The 19,820-nt window shown below is 59.9% G+C and carries 18 protein-coding genes; 12 read left to right on the top strand and 6 right to left on the bottom strand.

Going from position 1 to position 19,820, the window contains the following annotated elements; translation table 11 throughout:
* Positions 1–32: 32 nt before the first annotated feature.
* On the top strand, positions 33–1,625 hold the full coding sequence (locus B3229_RS06040) for an ABC-F family ATPase (protein ID WP_033751423.1): 1,593 nt from the start codon (positions 33–35) through the stop codon (positions 1,623–1,625).
* A gap of 214 nt (positions 1,626–1,839) precedes the next feature.
* On the opposite strand, the gene moeB is transcribed toward B3229_RS06040, so the two are convergent.
* Together moeB and moeA are read right to left on the bottom strand one after the other, a co-directional pair.
* A complete protein-coding gene (gene moeB, locus B3229_RS06035) occupies positions 1,840–2,592 on the bottom strand; it encodes a molybdopterin-synthase adenylyltransferase MoeB (RefSeq protein ID WP_048780890.1) in 753 nt (250 codons plus the stop codon).
* Positions 2,592–3,827 carry a molybdopterin molybdotransferase MoeA gene (gene moeA, locus B3229_RS06030; RefSeq protein WP_048780889.1) on the bottom strand — a complete coding sequence of 412 codons (1,236 nt, stop codon included), beginning with the start codon at positions 3,825–3,827 and terminating at the stop codon, positions 2,592–2,594. The genes moeB and moeA overlap by 1 nt, the downstream gene beginning before the upstream one ends.
* A gap of 225 nt (positions 3,828–4,052) precedes the next feature.
* Here moeA and B3229_RS06025 point away from each other — a divergent pair, with 225 nt between their 5' ends.
* The 9 genes from B3229_RS06025 (at position 4,053) to B3229_RS05985 (ending at position 13,866) form a co-directional block, all read left to right on the top strand.
* Positions 4,053–5,012 carry an isoaspartyl peptidase/L-asparaginase family protein gene (locus B3229_RS06025; protein WP_286870099.1) on the top strand — a complete coding sequence of 320 codons (960 nt, stop codon included), beginning with the start codon at positions 4,053–4,055 and terminating at the stop codon, positions 5,010–5,012.
* Between the two features lie 9 nt (positions 5,013–5,021).
* A complete protein-coding gene (gene gsiA, locus B3229_RS06020) occupies positions 5,022–6,869 on the top strand; it encodes a glutathione ABC transporter ATP-binding protein GsiA (RefSeq protein ID WP_286870097.1) in 1,848 nt (615 codons plus the stop codon).
* A gap of 38 nt (positions 6,870–6,907) precedes the next feature.
* Positions 6,908–8,443 (top strand): glutathione ABC transporter substrate-binding protein GsiB, encoded by a 1,536-nt coding sequence (gene gsiB / locus B3229_RS06015; RefSeq protein ID WP_048782797.1) that lies wholly within the window; start codon positions 6,908–6,910, stop codon positions 8,441–8,443.
* 49 nt (positions 8,444–8,492) lie between these two features.
* A complete protein-coding gene (gsiC, locus tag B3229_RS06010; protein WP_033751407.1) occupies positions 8,493–9,413 on the top strand; it encodes a glutathione ABC transporter permease GsiC in 921 nt (306 codons plus the stop codon).
* A gap of 9 nt (positions 9,414–9,422) precedes the next feature.
* A complete protein-coding gene (gsiD, locus tag B3229_RS06005; protein WP_286870095.1) occupies positions 9,423–10,328 on the top strand; it encodes a glutathione ABC transporter permease GsiD in 906 nt (301 codons plus the stop codon).
* A complete protein-coding gene (locus B3229_RS06000; RefSeq protein WP_033751401.1) occupies positions 10,325–10,774 on the top strand; it encodes a DUF4385 domain-containing protein in 450 nt (149 codons plus the stop codon). The genes gsiD and B3229_RS06000 overlap by 4 nt, the downstream gene beginning before the upstream one ends.
* 448 nt (positions 10,775–11,222) lie before the next feature.
* Positions 11,223–11,858 (top strand): carbonic anhydrase, encoded by a 636-nt coding sequence (locus B3229_RS05995; protein ID WP_048782805.1) that lies wholly within the window; start codon positions 11,223–11,225, stop codon positions 11,856–11,858.
* Positions 11,859–11,967: 109 nt separating this feature from the next.
* Positions 11,968–12,624 carry a DUF3313 domain-containing protein gene (locus tag B3229_RS05990; protein WP_286870093.1) on the top strand — a complete coding sequence of 219 codons (657 nt, stop codon included), beginning with the start codon at positions 11,968–11,970 and terminating at the stop codon, positions 12,622–12,624.
* 108 nt (positions 12,625–12,732) lie between these two features.
* Positions 12,733–13,866, top strand: a complete 1,134-nt coding sequence (locus B3229_RS05985; protein WP_286870090.1) for a PQQ-dependent sugar dehydrogenase — start codon at positions 12,733–12,735, stop codon at positions 13,864–13,866.
* Here B3229_RS05985 and B3229_RS05980 read toward each other — a convergent pair whose 3' ends face one another.
* On the bottom strand, positions 13,867–14,523 hold the full coding sequence (locus B3229_RS05980; RefSeq protein WP_286870088.1) for an HAD family hydrolase: 657 nt from the start codon (positions 14,521–14,523) through the stop codon (positions 13,867–13,869).
* 267 nt (positions 14,524–14,790) lie between these two features.
* On the opposite strand from B3229_RS05980, the gene B3229_RS05975 reads away from it, so the two are divergent.
* Positions 14,791–15,993 carry a serine hydrolase gene (locus B3229_RS05975; RefSeq protein WP_048784904.1) on the top strand — a complete coding sequence of 401 codons (1,203 nt, stop codon included), beginning with the start codon at positions 14,791–14,793 and terminating at the stop codon, positions 15,991–15,993.
* 146 nt (positions 15,994–16,139) lie between these two features.
* Here B3229_RS05975 and ybjG read toward each other — a convergent pair whose 3' ends face one another.
* Both ybjG and B3229_RS05965 read right to left on the bottom strand, forming a co-directional pair.
* Positions 16,140–16,745: an undecaprenyl-diphosphate phosphatase gene (ybjG, locus tag B3229_RS05970; RefSeq protein ID WP_286870086.1), complete on the bottom strand. Its 606-nt coding sequence runs from the start codon at positions 16,743–16,745 to the stop codon at positions 16,140–16,142.
* Positions 16,746–17,073: 328 nt separating this feature from the next.
* On the bottom strand, positions 17,074–18,762 hold the full coding sequence (locus tag B3229_RS05965; protein WP_033751385.1) for an aspartate:alanine antiporter: 1,689 nt from the start codon (positions 18,760–18,762) through the stop codon (positions 17,074–17,076).
* A 250-nt stretch (positions 18,763–19,012) separates the two neighbouring features.
* Here B3229_RS05965 and ybjM point away from each other — a divergent pair, with 250 nt between their 5' ends.
* Entirely contained in the window at positions 19,013–19,369 is a 357-nt protein-coding gene (gene ybjM, locus B3229_RS05960; protein WP_048784920.1) for an inner membrane protein YbjM, read from the top strand.
* A 51-nt stretch (positions 19,370–19,420) separates the two neighbouring features.
* Here ybjM and B3229_RS05955 read toward each other — a convergent pair whose 3' ends face one another.
* Positions 19,421–19,678, bottom strand: coding sequence for a GrxA family glutaredoxin (locus B3229_RS05955; protein ID WP_286870085.1), 258 nt, complete (start codon positions 19,676–19,678; stop codon positions 19,421–19,423).
* Positions 19,679–19,820 lie beyond the last annotated feature (142 nt).

Genomic DNA, 19,820 nt, shown 5'->3' with positions numbered 1-19,820 from the left:
TTTCCCCTCACTCAGCCATAAAGGTCAATGCCGTGTTAGTAAGCAGCAATATCACCATGCAGTTTGGCAGCAAGCCACTGTTCGAAAATATCTCCGTAAAATTTGGCGGCGGTAATCGTTACGGTTTAATCGGTGCAAACGGCAGCGGTAAATCCACCTTTATGAAAATCCTCGGCGGCGATCTGGCGCCCACCGGCGGTAATGTCTCTTACGATCCCAACGAGCGTATCGGCAAGTTAAGACAGGACCAGTTTGCGTTTGAACAATATAGCGTGCTGGACACCGTCATCATGGGTCACCATGAATTGTGGGAAGTAAAGCAGGAGCGCGACCGCATATATGCTTTGCCGGAAATGAGCGAAGAGGAAGGCTATAAAGTCGCGGACCTTGAAGCGCTTTACGGCGAAATGGATGGCTATAGCGCCGAATCGCGCGCTGGCGAGTTATTACTCGGCGTTGGCATCCCGGTTGAACAGCATTATGGCCCGATGAGCGAAATTGCGCCGGGCTGGAAATTACGCGTGCTGCTGGCGCAGGCGTTATTTTCAAATCCTGATATTTTGTTACTGGACGAACCAACCAACAACCTGGATATTGATACTATCCGCTGGCTGGAGCAGGTGCTGAACGAGCGTGAAAGCACCATGATCATCATTTCGCACGACCGTCACTTCCTGAATATGGTTTGTACGCATATGGCGGATCTCGATTACGGCGAATTACGCGTATATCCAGGCAACTATGACGAGTATATGACAGCGGCTACCCAGTCGCGTGAACGTTTATTAGCAGATAACGCCAAGAAAAAAGCGCAGATCGCCGAGCTGCAGTCTTTCGTCAGCCGCTTTAGCGCCAACGCCTCTAAATCGCGTCAGGCGACGTCGCGCGCGAAACAAATTGATAAAATCAAGCTGGATGAAGTTAAAGCGTCCAGCCGCCAAAACCCGTTTATTCGTTTTGAACAAGACAAGAAGCTGTTCCGTAATGCGCTGGAAGTCGAAGCGCTTACCAAAGGGTTTGATAACGGTCCGCTGTTTAAAAATCTCAATCTGCTGCTTGAAGTGGGCGAGAAGCTGGCGGTTATCGGCGCCAACGGTATTGGTAAATCCACGCTGCTGAAAACGCTGGTGGGCGAACTTGAGCCAGACAGCGGCAGCGTTAAATGGTCGGAAAATGCGCGCATCGGTTATTACGCGCAGGATCACGCCGCCGATTTCGCCGACGACCTTAGCGTCTTCGACTGGATGAGCCAGTGGAAGCAGGAAGGGGATGACGAGCAGGCGGTGCGCAGCATTCTGGGTCGTCTGCTGTTCAGCCACGACGACATCAAAAAGCCGGCGAAGGTGCTGTCAGGCGGGGAAAAAGGGCGCATGCTGTTCGGCAAGCTGATGATGCAGAAACCCAATATCCTGATTATGGACGAACCGACCAACCACCTGGATATGGAGTCGATCGAGTCGCTGAATATGGCGCTGGAGATGTACGAAGGCACGCTGATTTTCGTTTCGCACGACCGTGAGTTCGTTAGCTCGCTGGCGACGCGCGTGCTGGAGATCAAAGAGGACCGCGTGGTGGACTTTACCGGTACCTACGAAGACTATCTGCGCAGTCAGGGTATTTACTAAGGCCGCCGGATCCTTCTGACAGACGACGAAGAACGCTAATAAGCGGGTGGCGTGGACCGAAGAGCAAAGCGTCCCGCGCCATGGAGGGCGCGGGCCGAGCGAGCAGGGATGCGTAAAGCGACTTTGCGATCGGTCCACGCCACTTGCGTTAGCGCAAAACAGGCAGACAGCTTAATTGAGGGCATAAAGGGGATAGCGTAAGCTATCCCCTTTATTATTTACCACACACTTCGCAGTGCGCATCCTGCGCCACCTTCACGCTGCGAAACTCCGCGTTCATCGCATCATACATCAGCAGCCGCGACGCGGCGGGCGCGCCAAAGTCCGTCAACACTTTAATCGCCTCCATCGCCTGCATGGCGCCGATCACGCCGACCAGCGGCGCCATCACGCCCGCTTCGACGCAGCTTAGCGTCTGCTCGCCGAACAGGCGGCTAATACAGCGATAGCAGGGCGTGCCCGGCTGCCAGGTAAAGACGCTAATCTGGCCTTCCATACGAATCGCCGCGCCGGAAACCAGCGGCACGCCACGCGACCGACAAAGGCGGTTCAGCTGTTCGCGGATCTGCACGTTGTCGGTACAGTCGAGCACCACCTGATGCCTGGCGATCAGCGCCTCAAGCGCCTCATCTTCCAGCATGCCGTTAACGGTATCGATATGCACATGCGGGTTGATGGCGGACAGACTCTCCGCCGCCGAGTCGACCTTGGCGCGGCCGATATCCGCGTCGTGATGCAGGATCTGACGCTGCAGATTCGACAGCGCGACGGTATCGAAGTCGAGCAGGGTCAGCGCGCCGACGCCCGCGGCGGCCAGATAAGGCGACGCCGCGCAGCCCAACCCGCCAAGACCGACAATCAGCGCGCGGCTCGCCTTGAGCTTCTCCTGACCGTCGAAGTCGAAGCCGCGCAACACGATCTGACGGTTATAGCGCAGCATCTCTTGATCGCTGAGTTCAGGCAGCATCACCCCTCCAGCAGCGCGTTGAAGGGCTCAACCTCGACCCATTCGCCCGGCTCGACCGCGCCGCGATCGCGCTCCAGCACGATAAAGCAGTTGGCGGCGGCGAAAGAGCTAAAGACGTGCGAGCCCTGATGGCCGGTACTCTGTACCTCCAGCTCGCCGTCCTCGCCGCGACGCATGATGCCGCGCTGGAAATCGAGGCGGCCGGGTGATTTTTTCAGGCGTGAGGCGGCGCGCGCGCGCAGGCGCGGCGGTAGCGGCGATTCGCTCTGGCCGGTCAGGGCGGCGAGCAGCGGCTGCACCAGCTGATAGAAGGTGACGGCGGCCGACACCGGATTGCCCGGCAGCCCGCAGAACCAGCTGCTGGCGAGACGGCCGAAGGCGAAAGGCTTGCCCGGCTTGATGGCCAGCTTCCAGAAGGTGATGACGCCCAGCTCGTCCAGCATGGTTTTAGTGAAATCCGCTTCGCCCACCGACACGCCGCCGGTACTGATCACCACGTCGGCCTGACGATCCGCCTCTGCGAAAGCATGACGCAGCGCCTGCGGATCGTCTTTGATAATGCCCAGGTCGATCACCTCGCAGCCGAGCTTGCGCAGCATCAGCGAGACGGCAAAACGGTTAGTGTCGTAGATCTGGCCCGGCGCCAGCGGCTGGCCGACCGGCTGCAGCTCGTCGCCGGTGGAGAAAACCGCGACGCGCAGCTTGCGCAGCACGCTCACCTCGGCAAGGCCGAGCGAGGCGAGCAGCGGCAGCTCCGCTGCGCCGAGGCGCACGCCCGCCGCCAGCACCGGCTGGTCGCGTCGGATATCTTCGCCGATCAGGCGGATATTTTGTCCCGCCCGAACCGGTGCGTTAATCACAATGCCGTCCTCAACCTCGCGCGTCTCTTCCTGCATTACCACCGCTTCGCAGCCTGGCGGCACCGGCGCGCCGGTCATAATGCGCACCGCGCTGCCCGCCGGCCAGTCGCCGTCAAAAGGGGCGCCGGCAAAGGCTTTGCCGGCGATCTTTAGCGGTCGATCGGATTGAATATCGGCCAGCCGCACGGCGTAGCCGTCCATCGCCGAGTTATCAAACGGCGGCACGTCGATTGGTGAGGTGACCGGCAAGGCGGTAATGCGACCAACCGCATCCGCCAGCGGCACGCTGACGCGATCGCGGAGAGGCTGAAGCTGCGCCAGCATTTTCGCCTGCGCCTCTTCCAGAGAAATTAATCCTGCGGTAAAGCTTTCCATCGTATTAGCAACCTGAGTAAAGACAGTTGCTGACTATTATGGTGCTAATTGCCAGCAGAGTCACATTTCCGCCGCGGCATAAGCCACAATAAAAGGTTATGGCTGACGCGCCAGTTTCCCCTTTACAAGCTTTGACAGGCTTTCTATAGTCAAAAATCATTTAAATTGGCTGAAAACCATTTTAAATCAGTGTTTTCACTCCGGTAAAAGGACAGGGCAAGCGTTATGGTTAAAGCAGTCATCGCCATTCACGGTGGGGCAGGCGCCATTACGCGCTCGGCAATGAGCGCAGAAAAAGAGCAGGCGTATCGTCAGGCGCTGAGCGATATCCTTAGCGCGGGACAGCAGATGCTGGCGCAGGGCGCCAGCGCGCTGGACGCCGTGACCGAAGCGGTGCGGCTGCTGGAGGAGTGCCCGCTGTTCAACGCCGGCAAGGGCGCGGTCTTCACCCATCAGGGCACGCACGAGCTCGACGCCTGCGTGATGGACGGCCGCACGCTGGCGGTAGGCGCGGTGGCGGGCGTATCGCGCCTGCGCAATCCGGTGCTGGCGGCGCGCAAGGTGCTGGAAGCGAGTCCGCACGTGCTCTTTATCGGCGCGGGCGCGGAGCAGTTCGCGCGAGATAACGGGCTGGAAGAGGTCGAACCCACTTTCTTTTCGACGCCGGAACGCTGGGAGCAGCTGCAGCGCGCGCTGGCCAGCGACGAGATGGTGCTGGATCACGACGGCGCGGCGAAATCGGACGACCCGCTCGATCCCGACCGTAAATTCGGCACCGTCGGCGCGGTGGCGATCGATGCGGAGGGCAACCTTGCCGCCGCCACCTCGACCGGCGGCATGACCAACAAACAGGCGGGCCGCGTCGGCGACTCGCCGCTGCCGGGCGCAGGCTGCTACGCCAGCAACGATACGGTGGCGGTCTCCTGCACCGGCACGGGTGAAGTCTTTATTCGCACCCTGGCGGCCTACGATATTGCCGCGCAGATGCGTTACGGCGGCCATTCGCTGCAGCAGGCGTGCGTTAACGTCATCCACGACGCCATTCCCGAGCTGGGCGGCAGCGGCGGCCTGATCGCCATCGACCGCTTCGGCAACGTGGCGCTGCCGTTCAATAGCGAAGGCATGTACCGCGGCGTAGCGCGCGTGGGCGAAGAGATTGAGGTCGGCATCTACCGCGAAGGCTAAGGAGCAGGCATGACGCAGCAAATGGCGCCGGATCAGGTTCTGGCGGTACGCAATCTCAACGTGCGCTTCAGCCATGAAGGGCGCGTGACGCATGCGGTGCGCAATCTCTCGCTTGAGGTGCAGCGCGGCGAAACCCTGGCGATCGTCGGCGAGTCCGGCTCCGGCAAATCGGTCACCTCGCTGGCGCTGATGCGGCTAATCGAGCAGGCGGGCGGCGAGGTCAGCGGCGATATAGTGCTGCGCCGCCGCAGCGGCGAGCTGCTGGACGTGATGCGCGCAGCGCCGGGCGTGATGCGTCGCGTACGCGGCGCCGACATGGCGATGATTTTTCAGGAGCCGATGACCTCGCTCAACCCGGTTTTCACCGTCGGCGAGCAGATCGCCGAGTCGATCCGCCTGCATCAGGGGAAAGGCCATCAGCAGGCGCTGGCGGAAGCGCGCCGTATGCTCGATCTGGTGCGCATTCCCGAAGCGCAGGGCGTGCTGTCGCGCTATCCGCATCAGCTCTCCGGCGGCATGCGCCAGCGCGTGGTGATCGCCATGGCGCTGTCGTGCCGTCCCGCGCTGCTGATCGCCGATGAGCCGACCACGGCGCTCGACGTCACTATTCAGGCGCAAATCCTGCAGCTGATCCGCGTGCTGCAAAAAGAGATGCAGATGGGGGTGATTTTTATCACCCACGATATGGGCGTGGTGGCCGAAATGGCGGACCGCGTCCAGGTGATGTACCGCGGCGACGTGGTGGAGAGCGCGCCGGTGCAGCAGCTGTTCGACGCGCCGCAGCAGCCCTATACCCAGGCGCTGCTGGCGGCGGTGCCGAAGCTCGGCGCGATGAGCGGTCAGCCGCTGCCCGCGCGTTTTCCCCTGCTGCACGCCGGCGGTCAGACGGAGCCGGAGACGCCGCAGGACACCGCGCGTCGCGATCTCGACCCGATTTTGCAGGTGCGCGATCTGGTAACGCGCTTCGATATTCGCGGCGGCCTGCTTAACCGCGTGAAGCGTCGCGTGCACGCGGTAGAGAAGGTGAGTTTCGATCTCTACGCCGGCGAGACGCTGGCGCTGGTAGGCGAATCGGGCTGCGGCAAATCCACCACCGGGCGTTCGCTGCTGCGGCTGGTGGCGAGCCAGGGCGGCACCATTACCTTTAACGGCCAGCGCATCGACAGGCTCGCCGGCTCGGCGCTGGCGCATCTGCGGCGCGATATCCAGTTTATCTTTCAGGATCCCTACGCCTCGCTCGATCCGCGCCTGACGGTGGGCTTCTCTATTATGGAGCCGCTGCTGGTGCATAAGGTGATGCCGCGTCGCGAGGCGGAACAGCGCGTCGCCTGGCTGCTGGAAAAGGTGGGGCTGCTGCCGGAGCACGCGCAGCGCTATCCCCACGAATTTTCCGGCGGCCAGCGCCAGCGCATCTGCATCGCGCGCGCGCTGGCGCTCAATCCCAAAGTGGTTATCGCCGATGAGTCTGTGTCGGCGCTCGACGTGTCGATTCAGGCGCAGATCGTCAATCTGATGCTCGATCTGCAGCGCGAATTCGGCATCGCCTTCCTGTTTATTTCGCACGATATGGCCGTTGTCGAACGCATCAGCCATCGCGTGGCGGTTATGTATCTGGGACAGATCGTTGAAATGGGGCCGCGCCAGGCGGTGTTCGAGCAGCCGAGGCACCCCTACACCCGCAAGCTGATGGCCGCCGTGCCGGTGGCGGATCCGGCGCATCGTCGGCGCGAACGCGCATTGATGGTGGATGAAATACCCAGCGCCGTGCGCGCGCTGGGCGACGAGCCTGAAGTCGCGCCGCTGATGGAGGTGGCGCCGGGCCATTTCGTCGCGCGCCACGCTATCAGCAGTACCTGACATCACAATCACACTAAGCAGGGATACAGGAGAACACGATGCACAACGCAATGCGTAAAGGGTTACTGGCTGCGGGCGTGATGAGCGCCATGGCGGCGCTGCCCGCCTGGGCGGCAAAAGACGCGGTTATCGCCGTCGGGTCTAACTTCACCACGCTCGATCCTTACGACGCCAATGACACGCTGTCGCAGGCGGTGGCGAAATCGTTCTATCAGGGGCTGTTCGGCTTCGATAAAGAGATGAAGCTGACCAACGTGCTGGCGGAAAGCTATCAGGCGAGCCCGGACGGCCTGACCTACACCATTAAGCTGCGTCCGGGGATTAAATTCCAGGACGGCACTGACTTTAACGCCGAAGCGGTTAAGGTCAACCTGGAGCGCGCCAGCAATCCGGATAACCACCTCAAGCGCTATAACCTGTTTAAATATATCGCCACCACCGAGGCCGTCGATCCCACTACGGTGAAGATCACCCTGAAGCAGCCTTTTTCAGCTTTTATCAACAATCTGGCGCACCCGGCCGCCGCGATGATTTCGCCCACCGCGCTGAAAAAATATGGCAAAGAGATCGGCTTTCACCCGGTCGGCACCGGTCCGTATGAGCTGGTAACCTGGAACCAGACCGACTATGTGAAGGTGAAAAAGTGGGACGGTTACTGGAAGAAAGGCTATCCGAAGCTCGACAGCATTACCTGGCGTCCGGTGGTAGACAACAACACGCGCGCGGCGATGCTGCAGACCGGCGAAGCGAACTTCGCGTTTCCGATCCCCTTCGAGCAGGCCAAACTGCTGGAGAAGAACGCGAAGCTGAAGGTGGTGACCTCGCCGTCGATCATGCAGCGCTATATCAGCCTCAATGTTACCCAGAAGCCGTTCGATAACCCGAAAGTGCGTGAGGCGCTAGAGTACGCCATCAACCGCGAGGCGCTGACTAAAGTCGCCTTCGCCGGCTACGCGACGCCGGCGACCGGCATCGTGCCGCCGTCGATCGACTTTGCGCAGCGCTACCCGGCGATTCAATATAACCCGGCTAAAGCGCGCGAGCTGCTGAAGGAAGCGGGCTACCCCAACGGCTTCGAGACCACGCTCTGGTCGTCGCATAACCACAGCACCGCGCAAAAAGTGCTGCAGTTTACCCAGCAGCAGCTGGCGCAGGTGGGCGTGAAGGTCAAAGTGACGGCGATGGACGCTGGCCAGCGCGCCGCCGAGGTGGAGAGTAAAGGAGAGAAAGAGAGCGGCGTCCGCATGTTCTACACTGGCTGGTCCGCCTCTACCGGCGAAGCCGACTGGGCGCTGACGCCGCTGTTTGCCACCACCTCCTGGCCGCCGGCGATCTTCAATACCGCCTTCTACAGCAACCCGCAGGTGGATAAAGATCTGGCCGATGCGCTGAAGACCACCGATCGCGAACGCAAAGCCAGCCTGTATAAAGATGCGCAGGATAAAATTTGGAACGACCATCCGTGGATCCCGCTGGTGGTGGAGCAGCTGGTTTCCGCCAACACCGCGTCGCTGACCGGGTTCTACGTGATGCCCGACACCTCATTCAGCTTTGACGAGGCCGACCTGAAGTAACCCGACCGGCCAGCCCGCGCGGGCTGGCCGCCGCTGCGCAGGATTTCGCATGCTTAACTATTTTATTAAACGTCTGCTCGGGCTGATCCCGACGCTGCTGATTGTCGCGGTGCTGGTGTTCCTGTTTGTGCACCTGCTGCCGGGCGATCCGGCGCGCCTGATCGCCGGTCAGGACGCCGACGCCACGGTGGTGGCGCTGGTGCGCCAGGAGCTGGGTCTGGATCAGCCGCTGCCGCAGCAGTTCTGGCACTTTATTCTGAATGCGCTGCAGGGCGATTTCGGCCATTCGCTGGTGTCGAAGCGGCCGGTCGCCGAGGAGATCGCCACCCGCTTTATGCCGACGCTGTGGCTGACGCTGGCCAGCATGATCTGGGCGGTGATTTTCGGCATGACGATCGGCATCGTCTCCGCCGTGTGGCGCAACCGCTGGCCCGATCGCCTCGGCATGACGCTGGCGGTTTCGGGCATCTCCTTTCCCGCCTTTGCGCTCGGCATGCTGCTGATGCAGGTTTTTTCGGTGGAGCTGGGCTGGCTGCCGACCGTCGGCGCCGACAGCTGGCGGCACTATATTCTGCCGTCGATTACGCTGGGCGCCGCCGTGGCGGCAGTAATGGCGCGCTTTACCCGCGCCTCGTTCGTTGAAGTGATGCAGGAAGACTATATGCGCACCGCGCGCGCCAAAGGGGTGCGCGAATCGCTGGTGGTGGTCAAACACGGCCTGCGCAACGCCATGATCCCGGTGGTCACCATGATGGGCCTGCAGTTCGGCTTTCTGCTCGGCGGCTCGATCGTGGTGGAGGTAGTCTTCAACTGGCCTGGCCTCGGCCGCCTGCTGGTGGATTCGGTGGAGATGCGCGACTACCCGGTGATCCAGGCCGAAGTGCTGCTCTTCTCGCTGGAGTTCATCCTGATTAACCTGATTGTCGATCTGCTCTATGCGGCAATCAATCCCGCTATTCGCTACAGGTAAGGAGTCGCAATGAAAAACTGGCGACGCGAAGCGGTGCTGAAAAGCCTGCCGCTGACGACGGAAAATCGGGTTCGAACGCCCTGGAGCGAGTTCTGGCGACGCTTTCGCCGCCAGCCGGTGGCGATGACCGCCGGGCTGTTTGTGCTGCTGCTGATCGTGCTGGCGTTTATCGCGCCGCTGATTGCGCCGTTCGACGCCGAGAACTATTTCGACTACGACAGGCTCAATCAGGGGCCTTCGCTGATGCACTGGTTCGGCGTCGATGCGCTGGGCCGCGATATCTTCAGCCGCGTGCTGGTCGGCACCCGCATCTCGCTGATCGCCGGCTTCTTTTCGGTGGCGATCGGCGCGGCCATCGGCACCTTCTTCGGCCTGCTGGCGGGCTACTACGAGGGCGCCTGGGATCGCGTCACCATGCGCATCTGCGACGTGCTGTTCGCCTTTCCCGGCATTCTGCTGGCGATTGCGGTAGTGGCGATTATGGGCAGCGGCATGAGCAACGTGATTATCGCGGTGGCGATTTTCAGCATTCCGGCGTTCGCCCGCCTGGTACGCGGCAATACGCTGGTGCTGAAACATCAGATCTATATCGAATCGGCGCGCAGCATCGGCGCGTCCGACGCCACCATTCTACTCAGGCATATTCTGCCCGGCACGGTCTCCTCTATCGTGGTCTACTTCACCATGCGCATCGGCACCTCGATTATTACCGCCGCCAGCCTGTCGTTTCTCGGCCTGGGCGCGCAGCCGCCAACGCCGGAGTGGGGCGCGATGCTCAACGAGGCGCGCGCCGATATGGTACTGGCGCCGCACGTGGCGATTTTTCCCAGCCTCGCGATTTTTCTCACGGTTTTAGCATTTAATTTGCTTGGCGACGGGCTACGCGACGCACTCGATCCTAAACTCAAGACATGAAAAAATTCGATTACGAGCAGGACTTTAAAACCATCGATTTCCGCAAACAGCCGGAGCGCTATCAGGTCGGGCGCGGCGAGCAGGGCGTGCTGATGGTGGAGCCCTATAAAAGCGAGATCTTGCCGCACTGGCGCTTCCGCACCGTGCCGATAGCCGAAGCGTCGGCGGCGAAGATCATGGAGCTGTTTGAAGCCTACCGCGCGCAGGATGATTTTGTCGGTATGGATATGGCGCGCAAGTTCATCCAGATGGGCTATACCCGCGCGCGCCGCTACAGCAATCACAAGGGCGGACGCAAGTACGACGCCGACGGCAACGAACTGCCGCGCGGCGTCGACGAAGAAAAGGCCGCTGCGGCGGCCGTTTTCAAAGCCTACTGGGATCGCCTGCGCGAAGATGAAGACTACCTGACGCGCAAGCAGGCGCATCAGAAGCTGTATGGCTAAACCAGTCATGCCAGCGATCGGCTGAACTTCGCCCTCCATCCCTTCCGACGCTGACCTCATTTGGCACGCTGGCGATTGCGCGCACGCGTTTTCGTCGTGTTCCGCCTGAAATTGCCGTGCTTTTTGTGGGGGAATTATGGCGTCTTTTCAGTGAGATAAGCGGTGATTTCGCCTGGTAAAAAGGCGGCGATTCGCCCGCATGTTACGTAAATAAGTGCAAACGTCGCGGCCGGATGGTTAGAGGCTAACCTCCGGGAATTTCAGCGAAAATTCTTATTCGTCACAGGCGCATCATTTGTCAATAATCAGAACAGGGTTGAGTTTAACGCGGCCTGGTGCTTAAATCCTGAATTCAAATTTACTGTGAATTCAATAATAAGCAGATAACAAGGCAGCTGCGGACACCTGTCGCCGCAGTCGACTAAGTGGATAATGTGAGAGCGCAATGATGAAAGAGATCGTTAACGGATTTCTGAGTTTTCAACAGAATGTGTTTCCTGAAAGGAAGGATCTTTTCAAAAGCCTGGCGTCGAACCAAAATCCGAAAGCGCTGTTTATCTCCTGTTCCGACAGCCGTTTAGTACCGGAGCTGGTGACCCAGCAGGAGCCGGGGCAGCTCTTCGTGATCCGCAATGCGGGGAACATCGTGCCGCCGTTCGGGCCAGAGCCAGGCGGCGTATCGGCCACCATCGAATATGCGGTCATGGTGCTGGGCGTAAGCGAAATTATCATCTGCGGTCACTCCAACTGCGGCGCGATGAACGCTATCGCCTCGTGTCAGTGCATGGACAATATGCCGGCGGTCGATCACTGGCTGCACTACGCCGATGCGGCGAAAACCGTGGTGGAAGAGCGAGAATATGAGACGCCGGAAGCGAAGCTGAACGAGATGGTCAAAGAGAACGTCATCGCCCAGCTGAACAACATCAAGACACATCCATCCGTGGCGCTGGCGCTGCGTAAAGGCAAAGTGCGCCTGCACGGCTGGGTCTACGATATCGAATCAGGCAAAATTATGGCGCTGACCGAAGGCGGCAAGAGCTTTATCTCTCTCTCCGATAACCCGGAAACCTGCTTCGAGTAAGCCTCCCGCCCGCTGCACGCGCAGCGGGCATTTTCTTTCTATTTCTCCCGGCGCGTTCTCAACGGATTATCTAAGCTATTAACGTCCTGTTTCCACTTGAGAACTCACTATGCGCAAAATTTCCTTGTTGACCCTGCTGGCGAGCGCCATGCTGCTGGCGGGATGCACCTCGCACGTTGCCGATAAACAGCAATATTCCGGTTTTATCACTGATTACAGCCAGCTTAAGCCCGCCACCTCCGCCAGCAATCGCCCCACGCTGCGCTGGATCTCGCCCGACTACCGCGACGGCGACTATACCTCGGTCGTTTATACGCCGGTGGTTTACTATCCGGCGGCGAAGCCGACGGCGCGCGTCAGCCAGCAGACGCTGGATCAGATCCGCAGCTACACCGATACGCGACTTAAGGCGGCAATTGGCGAACGTAAAAAGCTGGTGACCCAGCCTGGCCCGCATACGCTGATTGTGCGCAGCGCCATTACCGGCGTGACGGCGGAAAACGAGGGCGTTCAGTTCTATGAGGTGGTGCCGGCAGCGGCGGTGATCGCCAGCACCATGGCGGCCACCGGCCACCGCACCCAGAATAGCGCGCTGTTTCTGGAGATCGAGGCGCGCGACGCCCAGACCGGCAAGCCGCTGATCAAAGTGGTGCGCAAGGCGTTCGGCAAGCCGCTGAACAACAGCAGCGCGCCTATCACCTACGGCGACGTGAAAAGCGCCATTGACGATACGGTCAGCGACGCCGTGCACTTCAGCGCGCCCTGAGTCGCACGCCGAGGGCAGGGACGCCTTGTTTAATCTTTTGTAAAGCCTGAACATTATCGGGTCGCGCTGGCTACGCTTAAGCTCATCCCCTGATGACTGGAGCACACTATGGCCCGACTGACTGCTGCGCTGCTGCTCGGCGGCGCGCTGTTTACTCTCCCCGCGCTGGCGGAGGAGCTGCAGGTTCAGGTTTTGCAGGACAAGCTTAATCATCCCTGGTCGGTAGCGTTTCTGCCCGACAATCAGACGCTGCTGATAACTGAACGGAGCGGAGAGCTGCGCAGCTGGCGGCCCGACAGCGGCCTGTCGCAGCCGATCGAAGGGGTGCCGAAAGCGACGGTGCGCCGCCAGGCGGGACTGCTCGACGTGGTGCTGGCGCCGGACTTCGCGCAGAGCCGCCGCGTCTGGCTTAGCTATACCGAAGCCAGCGACAGCGGCGAACTGGGCGCGGTGGTCGGTTACGGCCAGCTCAGCGCCGATAACCGGCAGCTGACCGGCTTCAGGCCGGTGATCCGTCAGACGCCGGCGCTTTCGGCGGGCAATAACCTCGGCACGCGCATGGCTTTCGATCGCGACGGCTATCTCTATATCGTTTTCGGCGATAACTTTCACAGCGGCAGCGCGCAGGATCTCGACAAGCTGACCGGCAAAATCCTGCGGCTGAATCAGGACGGCAGCGTGCCGAAAGATAATCCTTTCGTCGGCCGCAGCGGCGCGCGTCCGGAGATCTGGGCCTATGGCCTGCGCAATCCGCAGGGGCTGGCGCTGAATCCCTGGACGCAGCAGATATGGGAAAGCGAGCACGGCCCGCGCGGCGGGGACGAGGTGAATATCCCGCAGAAAGGCAAAAACTACGGCTGGCCGCTGGCGACCTGGGGCATCGACTACAACGGCAGCAGGGTGCCGGAGGCGAAAGGATCGCACGTTGAGGGCACTGAGCAGCCGGTGTTTTACTGGAAACAGTCGCCTGCGGTGAGCGGCATGGCCTTCTATAACAGCGCGCGCTTTCCGCAGTGGAAAAACTCGCTGTTTATCGGCGCGCTTAAGGAGAAGAGCCTGATACGGCTCAGCGTTAATGGCGAAAAGGTCGTCGAGACGCAGCGTCTGCTTAGGGATCGCGACGAGCGTATCCGCGACGTGCGTCAGGGGCCGGACGGCTATCTCTATGTGCTCACCGACAGCGACAACGGCAAGCTGCTGAAGGTGGGACTCGCCGAGGCGGCCGGCGCGTCCCGAGGTTAATCAGCGCGCCCAGCGGCAGACTTGCCACCCGCGGTTCAGCGCCTCCTGATGCAGCAGCGCATCCGGGTTAATTACGAGCGCGTGATCGGCCTGCGCCAGCAGCGGCAGGTCGTTCATCGAGTCGCTGTAGGCCCAGGTGCGGGCGAAATCCTGCTCCTGCTGCAGGGCGCGCCAGTCGGTAAGCCGCGTGACCTTGCCCTCTTTATAGGTCATGGTGCCGTAGGTTTGTCCGCTGTAGCGGTCATCCACCACCTCGACGCCAATCGCCAGCGCGCCGTGCGCGCCCAGCCGTTCGGCTATCGGCGTCACCAGATGTTCGCCGCTGGCGGAGCAGATCACTACTTTGTCGCCGCGCTGCTGGTGCCAGCTGATGCGGTCACGCGCTTCCGGATAGACGCGCGGCAAAATGTCGCGCTGGATCCAGCGGCGCACCCAGCCTGCAACGGTCGGCGCCGCCAGACCAGCCAGCGGGGAGAGCGTCAGCGCCATATAATCTTCCATCGCCAGCGTGCCGGCGTAGTAGTGCGCCATTAGCGCCTGCTCTTGCGCCAGCAGTTCTTCACGGGCAAAGCCCTGCGATACCAGCCAGCGCAGCCAGAGGCCGGTGCTGTCTGCGCAGATAACGGTTTCGTCGAGATCGAATACGGCTAAGTCCATGATGGGTCTCCTCTGTAGACTCACAACAGCCTGGCAGAATTTTGTGACGCTCTTAACCTTTCTACGAAAAATCGGAATTTCACCGGCTTTTCCGGGCGCTTGCCTGGCGCGACACTGGTAAGCGCGCCCGGCAAATGCCAGGGTTACTCTACTAAACTCTATAAAACTTTACGGTTGGGCGGTTTTTTTCATGCCCTGCAGAGGGTAGCGTTTCACTCTGTAGGTTTTTGCCTTAAAACCGCGATTTAACATGGAATTTCCTCGCACATGACAACTATTCGCTCTCCACGCCGCCTGCGGCACGTCGCCGCCGCCTCGTTACTGCTGTTTATCGCCCCCGTTGCTTTTGCCGTGGATGCGCCTGCGCCCCCTCAGGTCGAGGCCAAAGCCTGGATATTAATGGATTACGCCAGCGGCAAGGTGCTGGCGGAAGGCAATGCGGACGATCGGCTCGACCCCGCCAGCCTGACCAAGATGATGACCAGCTATGTGGTCGGCCAGGCGCTGAAGTCGGGCAAAATCAAGCGCGACGATATGGTGACCATCGGCCAGGACGCCTGGGCGACCGGCAATCCCAAACTGAAAGGCTCTTCGCTGATGTTCCTCAAGCCCGGCGACCGCATTCCGGTGTCGGAGCTGAATAAAGGCATTGTTATTCAGTCAGGCAACGACGCCTGCATCGCGCTGGCGGACTATGTCGCCGGCAGCCAGGACGCCTTTATCGGCCTGATGAACAACTACGTTAAGGCGTTCGGGTTGAAAAATACCCACTTTATGACGGTGCACGGGCTGGATGCAGAAGGGCAGTACAGCACCGCGCGCGATATGGCGCTGATTGGCCAGGCGCTGATCCGCGACGTGCCGGAAGAGTATGCGCTGAATAAAGAGAAGGAGTTTACCTTCAACCATATTCGCCAGATGAACCGCAACCGGCTGCTCTGGAGCACCAACCTGCAGGTCGACGGCATCAAGACCGGCCATACCTCGGGCGCCGGTAATAACCTGGTGGCCTCCGCCACCGAGAACGATATGCGGCTGATCTCCGTGGTGCTCGGCACCGCCACCGACGCCGCGCGTTTCCGCGAGAGCGAGAAGCTGCTGACCTGGGGCTTCCGCTTTTTTGAGACCGTAACGCCAATTAAGGCGGATAAGCCCTTCGCCCAGCAGCGCGTCTGGTTCGGCGATCGCAAAGAGGTCAACCTTGGCGTTGAGAAGGATGCCGCGCTGACGCTGCCGAAAGGGCAGATGAAGAACCTGAAGGCGAGCTATACCCTCACAACGCCGCAGCTTGAGGCGCCGTTAAAGAAAAATCAGGTGGTGGGCACCATCGATTTCCAGCTTGATGGCAAAACCATTGAGCAGCGGCCGCTGGTGGTGATGGAGGAGGTGCCGGAGGGCAATTTCTTCAGCCGCATCGTCGATTTCGTGCTGATGCAGTTCCACTCACTATTCGGCAAGTGGTTTAGTTAAAGCACACTCTGGTAGCGTTAGGCAGACGCGGATGGCATGGGCCGATCGCAAAGTCGCTCAAGGCCTCCCTGCGCGCTCGGCCCGCGTGGTTACGCACCTCATCCCTGAGGTGCGCCCGTAAACGGGCCAGCGCGCTGCCCGCTTGCTTAATCCTGGATCCAGCCCTTGCGTATCGGCAGGGCGAACAGCGCGCGGTAGGCGGCGTTAAAGGTCGCCAGCATGCGTGCGCCATATCCCTGCCAGGCGAGATGCGACGCCAGACAGCCGAGCAGCCCCACCAGAAATCCGCCCAGCATATCCATCGGCCAGTGCACGCCGAGATAGACGCGCGACCAGGCGATGGCCGTGCCAAGCGCCATCAGGATCACGCCCGACCAGAGGCGATGCCAGAAGATAAACGCCAGCGCGAAGGTGAAAATCGTGGTGCCGTGATCGCTCGGATAGGAGTCGTCAGGCGCATGATGCAGAAACTGATACCCAAGCCCGATAGCGAACGGCCGCGGATGAGGGAAAAGCTGGCCGACGCACCAGGAGATAGCCAGCGCATAGATCAGCGCCATACCGGTTTTCAGCACCAGCACGCGCTGCGATTTCACCTGGTCGCGCGGCCCCCACAGCCAGAGCGCGACAATCAGCACCGGCACGATGGCGATCAGATCTTTGGCGATAAAGGTCGCCAGCGCCAGCAGCCAGCCGGGCGAATCGGGCGTTGCGTTAATGGATAAAAACAGAGAGTGGTTAAACGCTTCCATAAGGTAAGAAATCCTCGTCGTGTGTCTGTGCCCGTTCGCCGCTGCGCACAAAATGTCAATGAAAAGACCTATTCTGGCGACGCCGCGCGTCGGGATATATAGCGCTGGCTCCTAAATGACGCGCAGGTTTCAGAACGGTTTAAGTTCAGTGACAACGTGCGCATCCCTTATCCGCTCTGCCTGTCGCGGCGGGGTAAACCGCAGGCATAAAAAAACCCGTCAGCAAAAAAGCTGGCGGGCTCCACAATTTGGGGATTTCAAAGAAAAGCAGTGGCACTTATTCAGACTCACCCTTAACAAAAAAGTTCTGGACTGAGTCGAAAAAATTTTATAAGGGCAAAATCGGCCAGATAATCACAATCAGCGTGCCCGCCAGCGTCAGCAGCACGTTGGCGATGGCGTAGGTGCCCGCGTAGCCCAGCGCCGGAATATTGCTGCGCGCCGTATCGCAGATAATTTCCATTGCCGGCGCGCAGGTGCGCGCGCCCATAATCGCGCCGAACAGCAGCGCGCGGTTCATGCGCAGCACGTAGGCGCCGAACAGATAGCAGATCACTACCGGCAGCAGGCTCACCAGCAGACCGCACAGCAGCATCAGCGCGCCTTCGCTGCCGAGGCCCTGGTTGATGCCGCTGCCGGCGCTCAGCCCGACGCCCGCCATAAACACCATCAGCCCGAACTCTTTTACCATGGTCAGCGCGCCCTGCGGGATATAGCCGAAGGTTGGATGGTTGGCGCGCAAAAAGCCGAGCATAATGCCGGCGAACAGCAGCCCGGCAGCGTTGCCGATGCCGAAGCTAAAGTTGCTGAACTGGAAGGTGATCAGCCCGATCATCAGCCCGACGATAAAGAAGGCGCAGAACGCCAGCAGATCGGTCACCTGGCTGTGAATCGCGATAAAGCCGATGCGGTCCGCCACGTTTTTCACGCGCTTAGCCTCGCCGCTGACCTGCAGGATATCGCCTTTGTGCAGCATAATGCTGTCGTCGATTGGCATCTCGATCTGACTGCGGATGACCCGGTTCAAAAAGCAGCCGTGATCGGTGAGATTGAGTTTGCTGAGGCGCTTATTCACGGCGTTGTGGTTTTTCACCACGATCTCTTCCGTCACGATGCGCATATCGAGCAGATCGCGGTCGAATACCTCTTTGCCGTTGCGAAAGCTGGCGTCGAGCCGCGCGTGGGCGTCTGGATAACCCACCAGCGAAATTTCGTCGCCGAGCTGCAGCACCGCGTCACCGTCCGGGCTGGCGAGAATGCCGTTGCGGCGAATACGTTCGATATAGCAGCCGGTCTGGCGATAGATACCCAGCTCGCGCAGATTCTTGCCGCCGCTCCACGCCACCAGCTCCGGGCCGACGCGGTAGGCGCGGATCACCGGCAGAAAGACTTTGCGCTGGCTGTCGGCGTCCAGGCCGCGCTCGCGCGCGATTTGCTGGGCGCAGGTGGGCAGATCCTGATGCTGCAGGCGCGGCAGATAACGCGCGCCGAAAATCAGGCTTACCAGGCCTATCAGATAGGTCAGGGCGTAGCCGAGCGAGAGGTGATCCTGCATCAGCGCCAGCTGGCCGCCATCGTTGATGCTCTGTCGCAGGGTATCGCCCGCGCCGACCAGCACTGGCGTCGAGGTCATCGAGCCCGCGAGCATCCCCGCCGTCATGCCGATATCCCAGCCGAACAGTTTGCCGAAGCCCAGCGCCAGCAGCAGCGCGCTGAGCACCATGACGATCGCCAGCAGAAAATAGTTTTTACCGTCGCGGAAGAAAATAGAAAAAAAGTTGGGGCCCGCTTCTACGCCGACGCAAAAAATAAACAGCATAAAGCCGAGGCTCAATGCGGCGGTATTTATCGCGAAGTGTTGTTGGCCGAGTAATAAAGAAACGACTAATACGCCGATGGAATTTCCCAACTGCACTGAACCCAGGCGCAATTTACCCAGGCAAAGACCGAGTGCTAAAACGACAAATAATAACAGAACGTCATTTCCGCTTAACAAATCTGCGACGTTTATGTTCACTGTTTAACTTCTTGTTTACTTGTAACCTGTTGATGACAGGCCTGTTTTTCGCTATCTTGTGCAGGCCGCGCAGTGAGCCTGCTGCCAGATTTAAACAGGCCACGCTTAAACGGCAGGTATTCTAATCATAAAAATCACCCTCAGCCATTAGCTTTAAATTTCATACCGCTAACGGCCTGTTTCATTTTATTTCCACCAGAGATCGCGGCAGGTTGTTGTCATTGTGATGATTTTCAATAAGTGGGGTGATATGCCACAGCGTTCCTTACGCTGGACCAGCGCGACGCTTGGCGTTGCGCTCTACAGTCTGGTGTTTATTTATGCGCATCGTTACTGGCTGGTGGGCAATGCGCCGCTGGGCGGACAGCCTGAGCTGCTGCTTTTTTTGCTGCCGGGCGCGGTAATGGCGCTGCTGCACGCGGAGAGTCCGCTGAAAAGCACGCTGCTGATGGCGCTCTGGGGCACGCTTCTCGGCGTTCTGTTGCTCAACAACTCGCTGCTGGCCCACACCAGCTGGCTGACCCTGTCGGTCTGGAGCCTGAGCGCGCTCTTCTGGGCGGGCAGCGGCGCGCTGCTGGTGCGTCTGGCGCGCATCGTCTGGCGCTGACGCCAGAACGAAAAACGGGCCGTGTCGGCCCGTTACGCTGGCGAAAGAATCTTATGCGCTCAGGTTTTCTTTGGTCCAGGCGGCGAAATCGGTGTAGCCGCCGATATGCTGCTCGTCGATGAAAATCTGCGGTACGGTGGTGACGGGTTTGCCCGCGCTTTTCTCCAGATCCGCTTTGGTAATGCCTTCCGTCTGGATATCCACATACTGGTAACTAAAGTCGTCGCGCTCGGCGCTGAGCTTGTCGGCCAGCTCCTTCGCACGCACGCAATAGGGGCAGCCAGGACGACCAAAAATGACAGTAACCATGAAAAGCTCCTTAATTCAGGCTATTTAATGTGACCCATGTCACATAAGCTCAAGGTAGATGGTCAACATGATGCCCGCTCAAACCGCTTAAAGAAAGCAGGAAATGCCTGTTAGTCTGATGCGCGTCGTCTATGCAAGTTGG

This window comes from Pantoea sp. UBA5035 (assembly GCF_002415245.1).
Classification (GTDB): domain Bacteria; phylum Pseudomonadota; class Gammaproteobacteria; order Enterobacterales; family Enterobacteriaceae; genus Pantoea; species Pantoea septica.
Note: the sequence above shows the minus strand (reverse complement) of the source record. Positions and strands in the feature narration are given on the sequence as shown.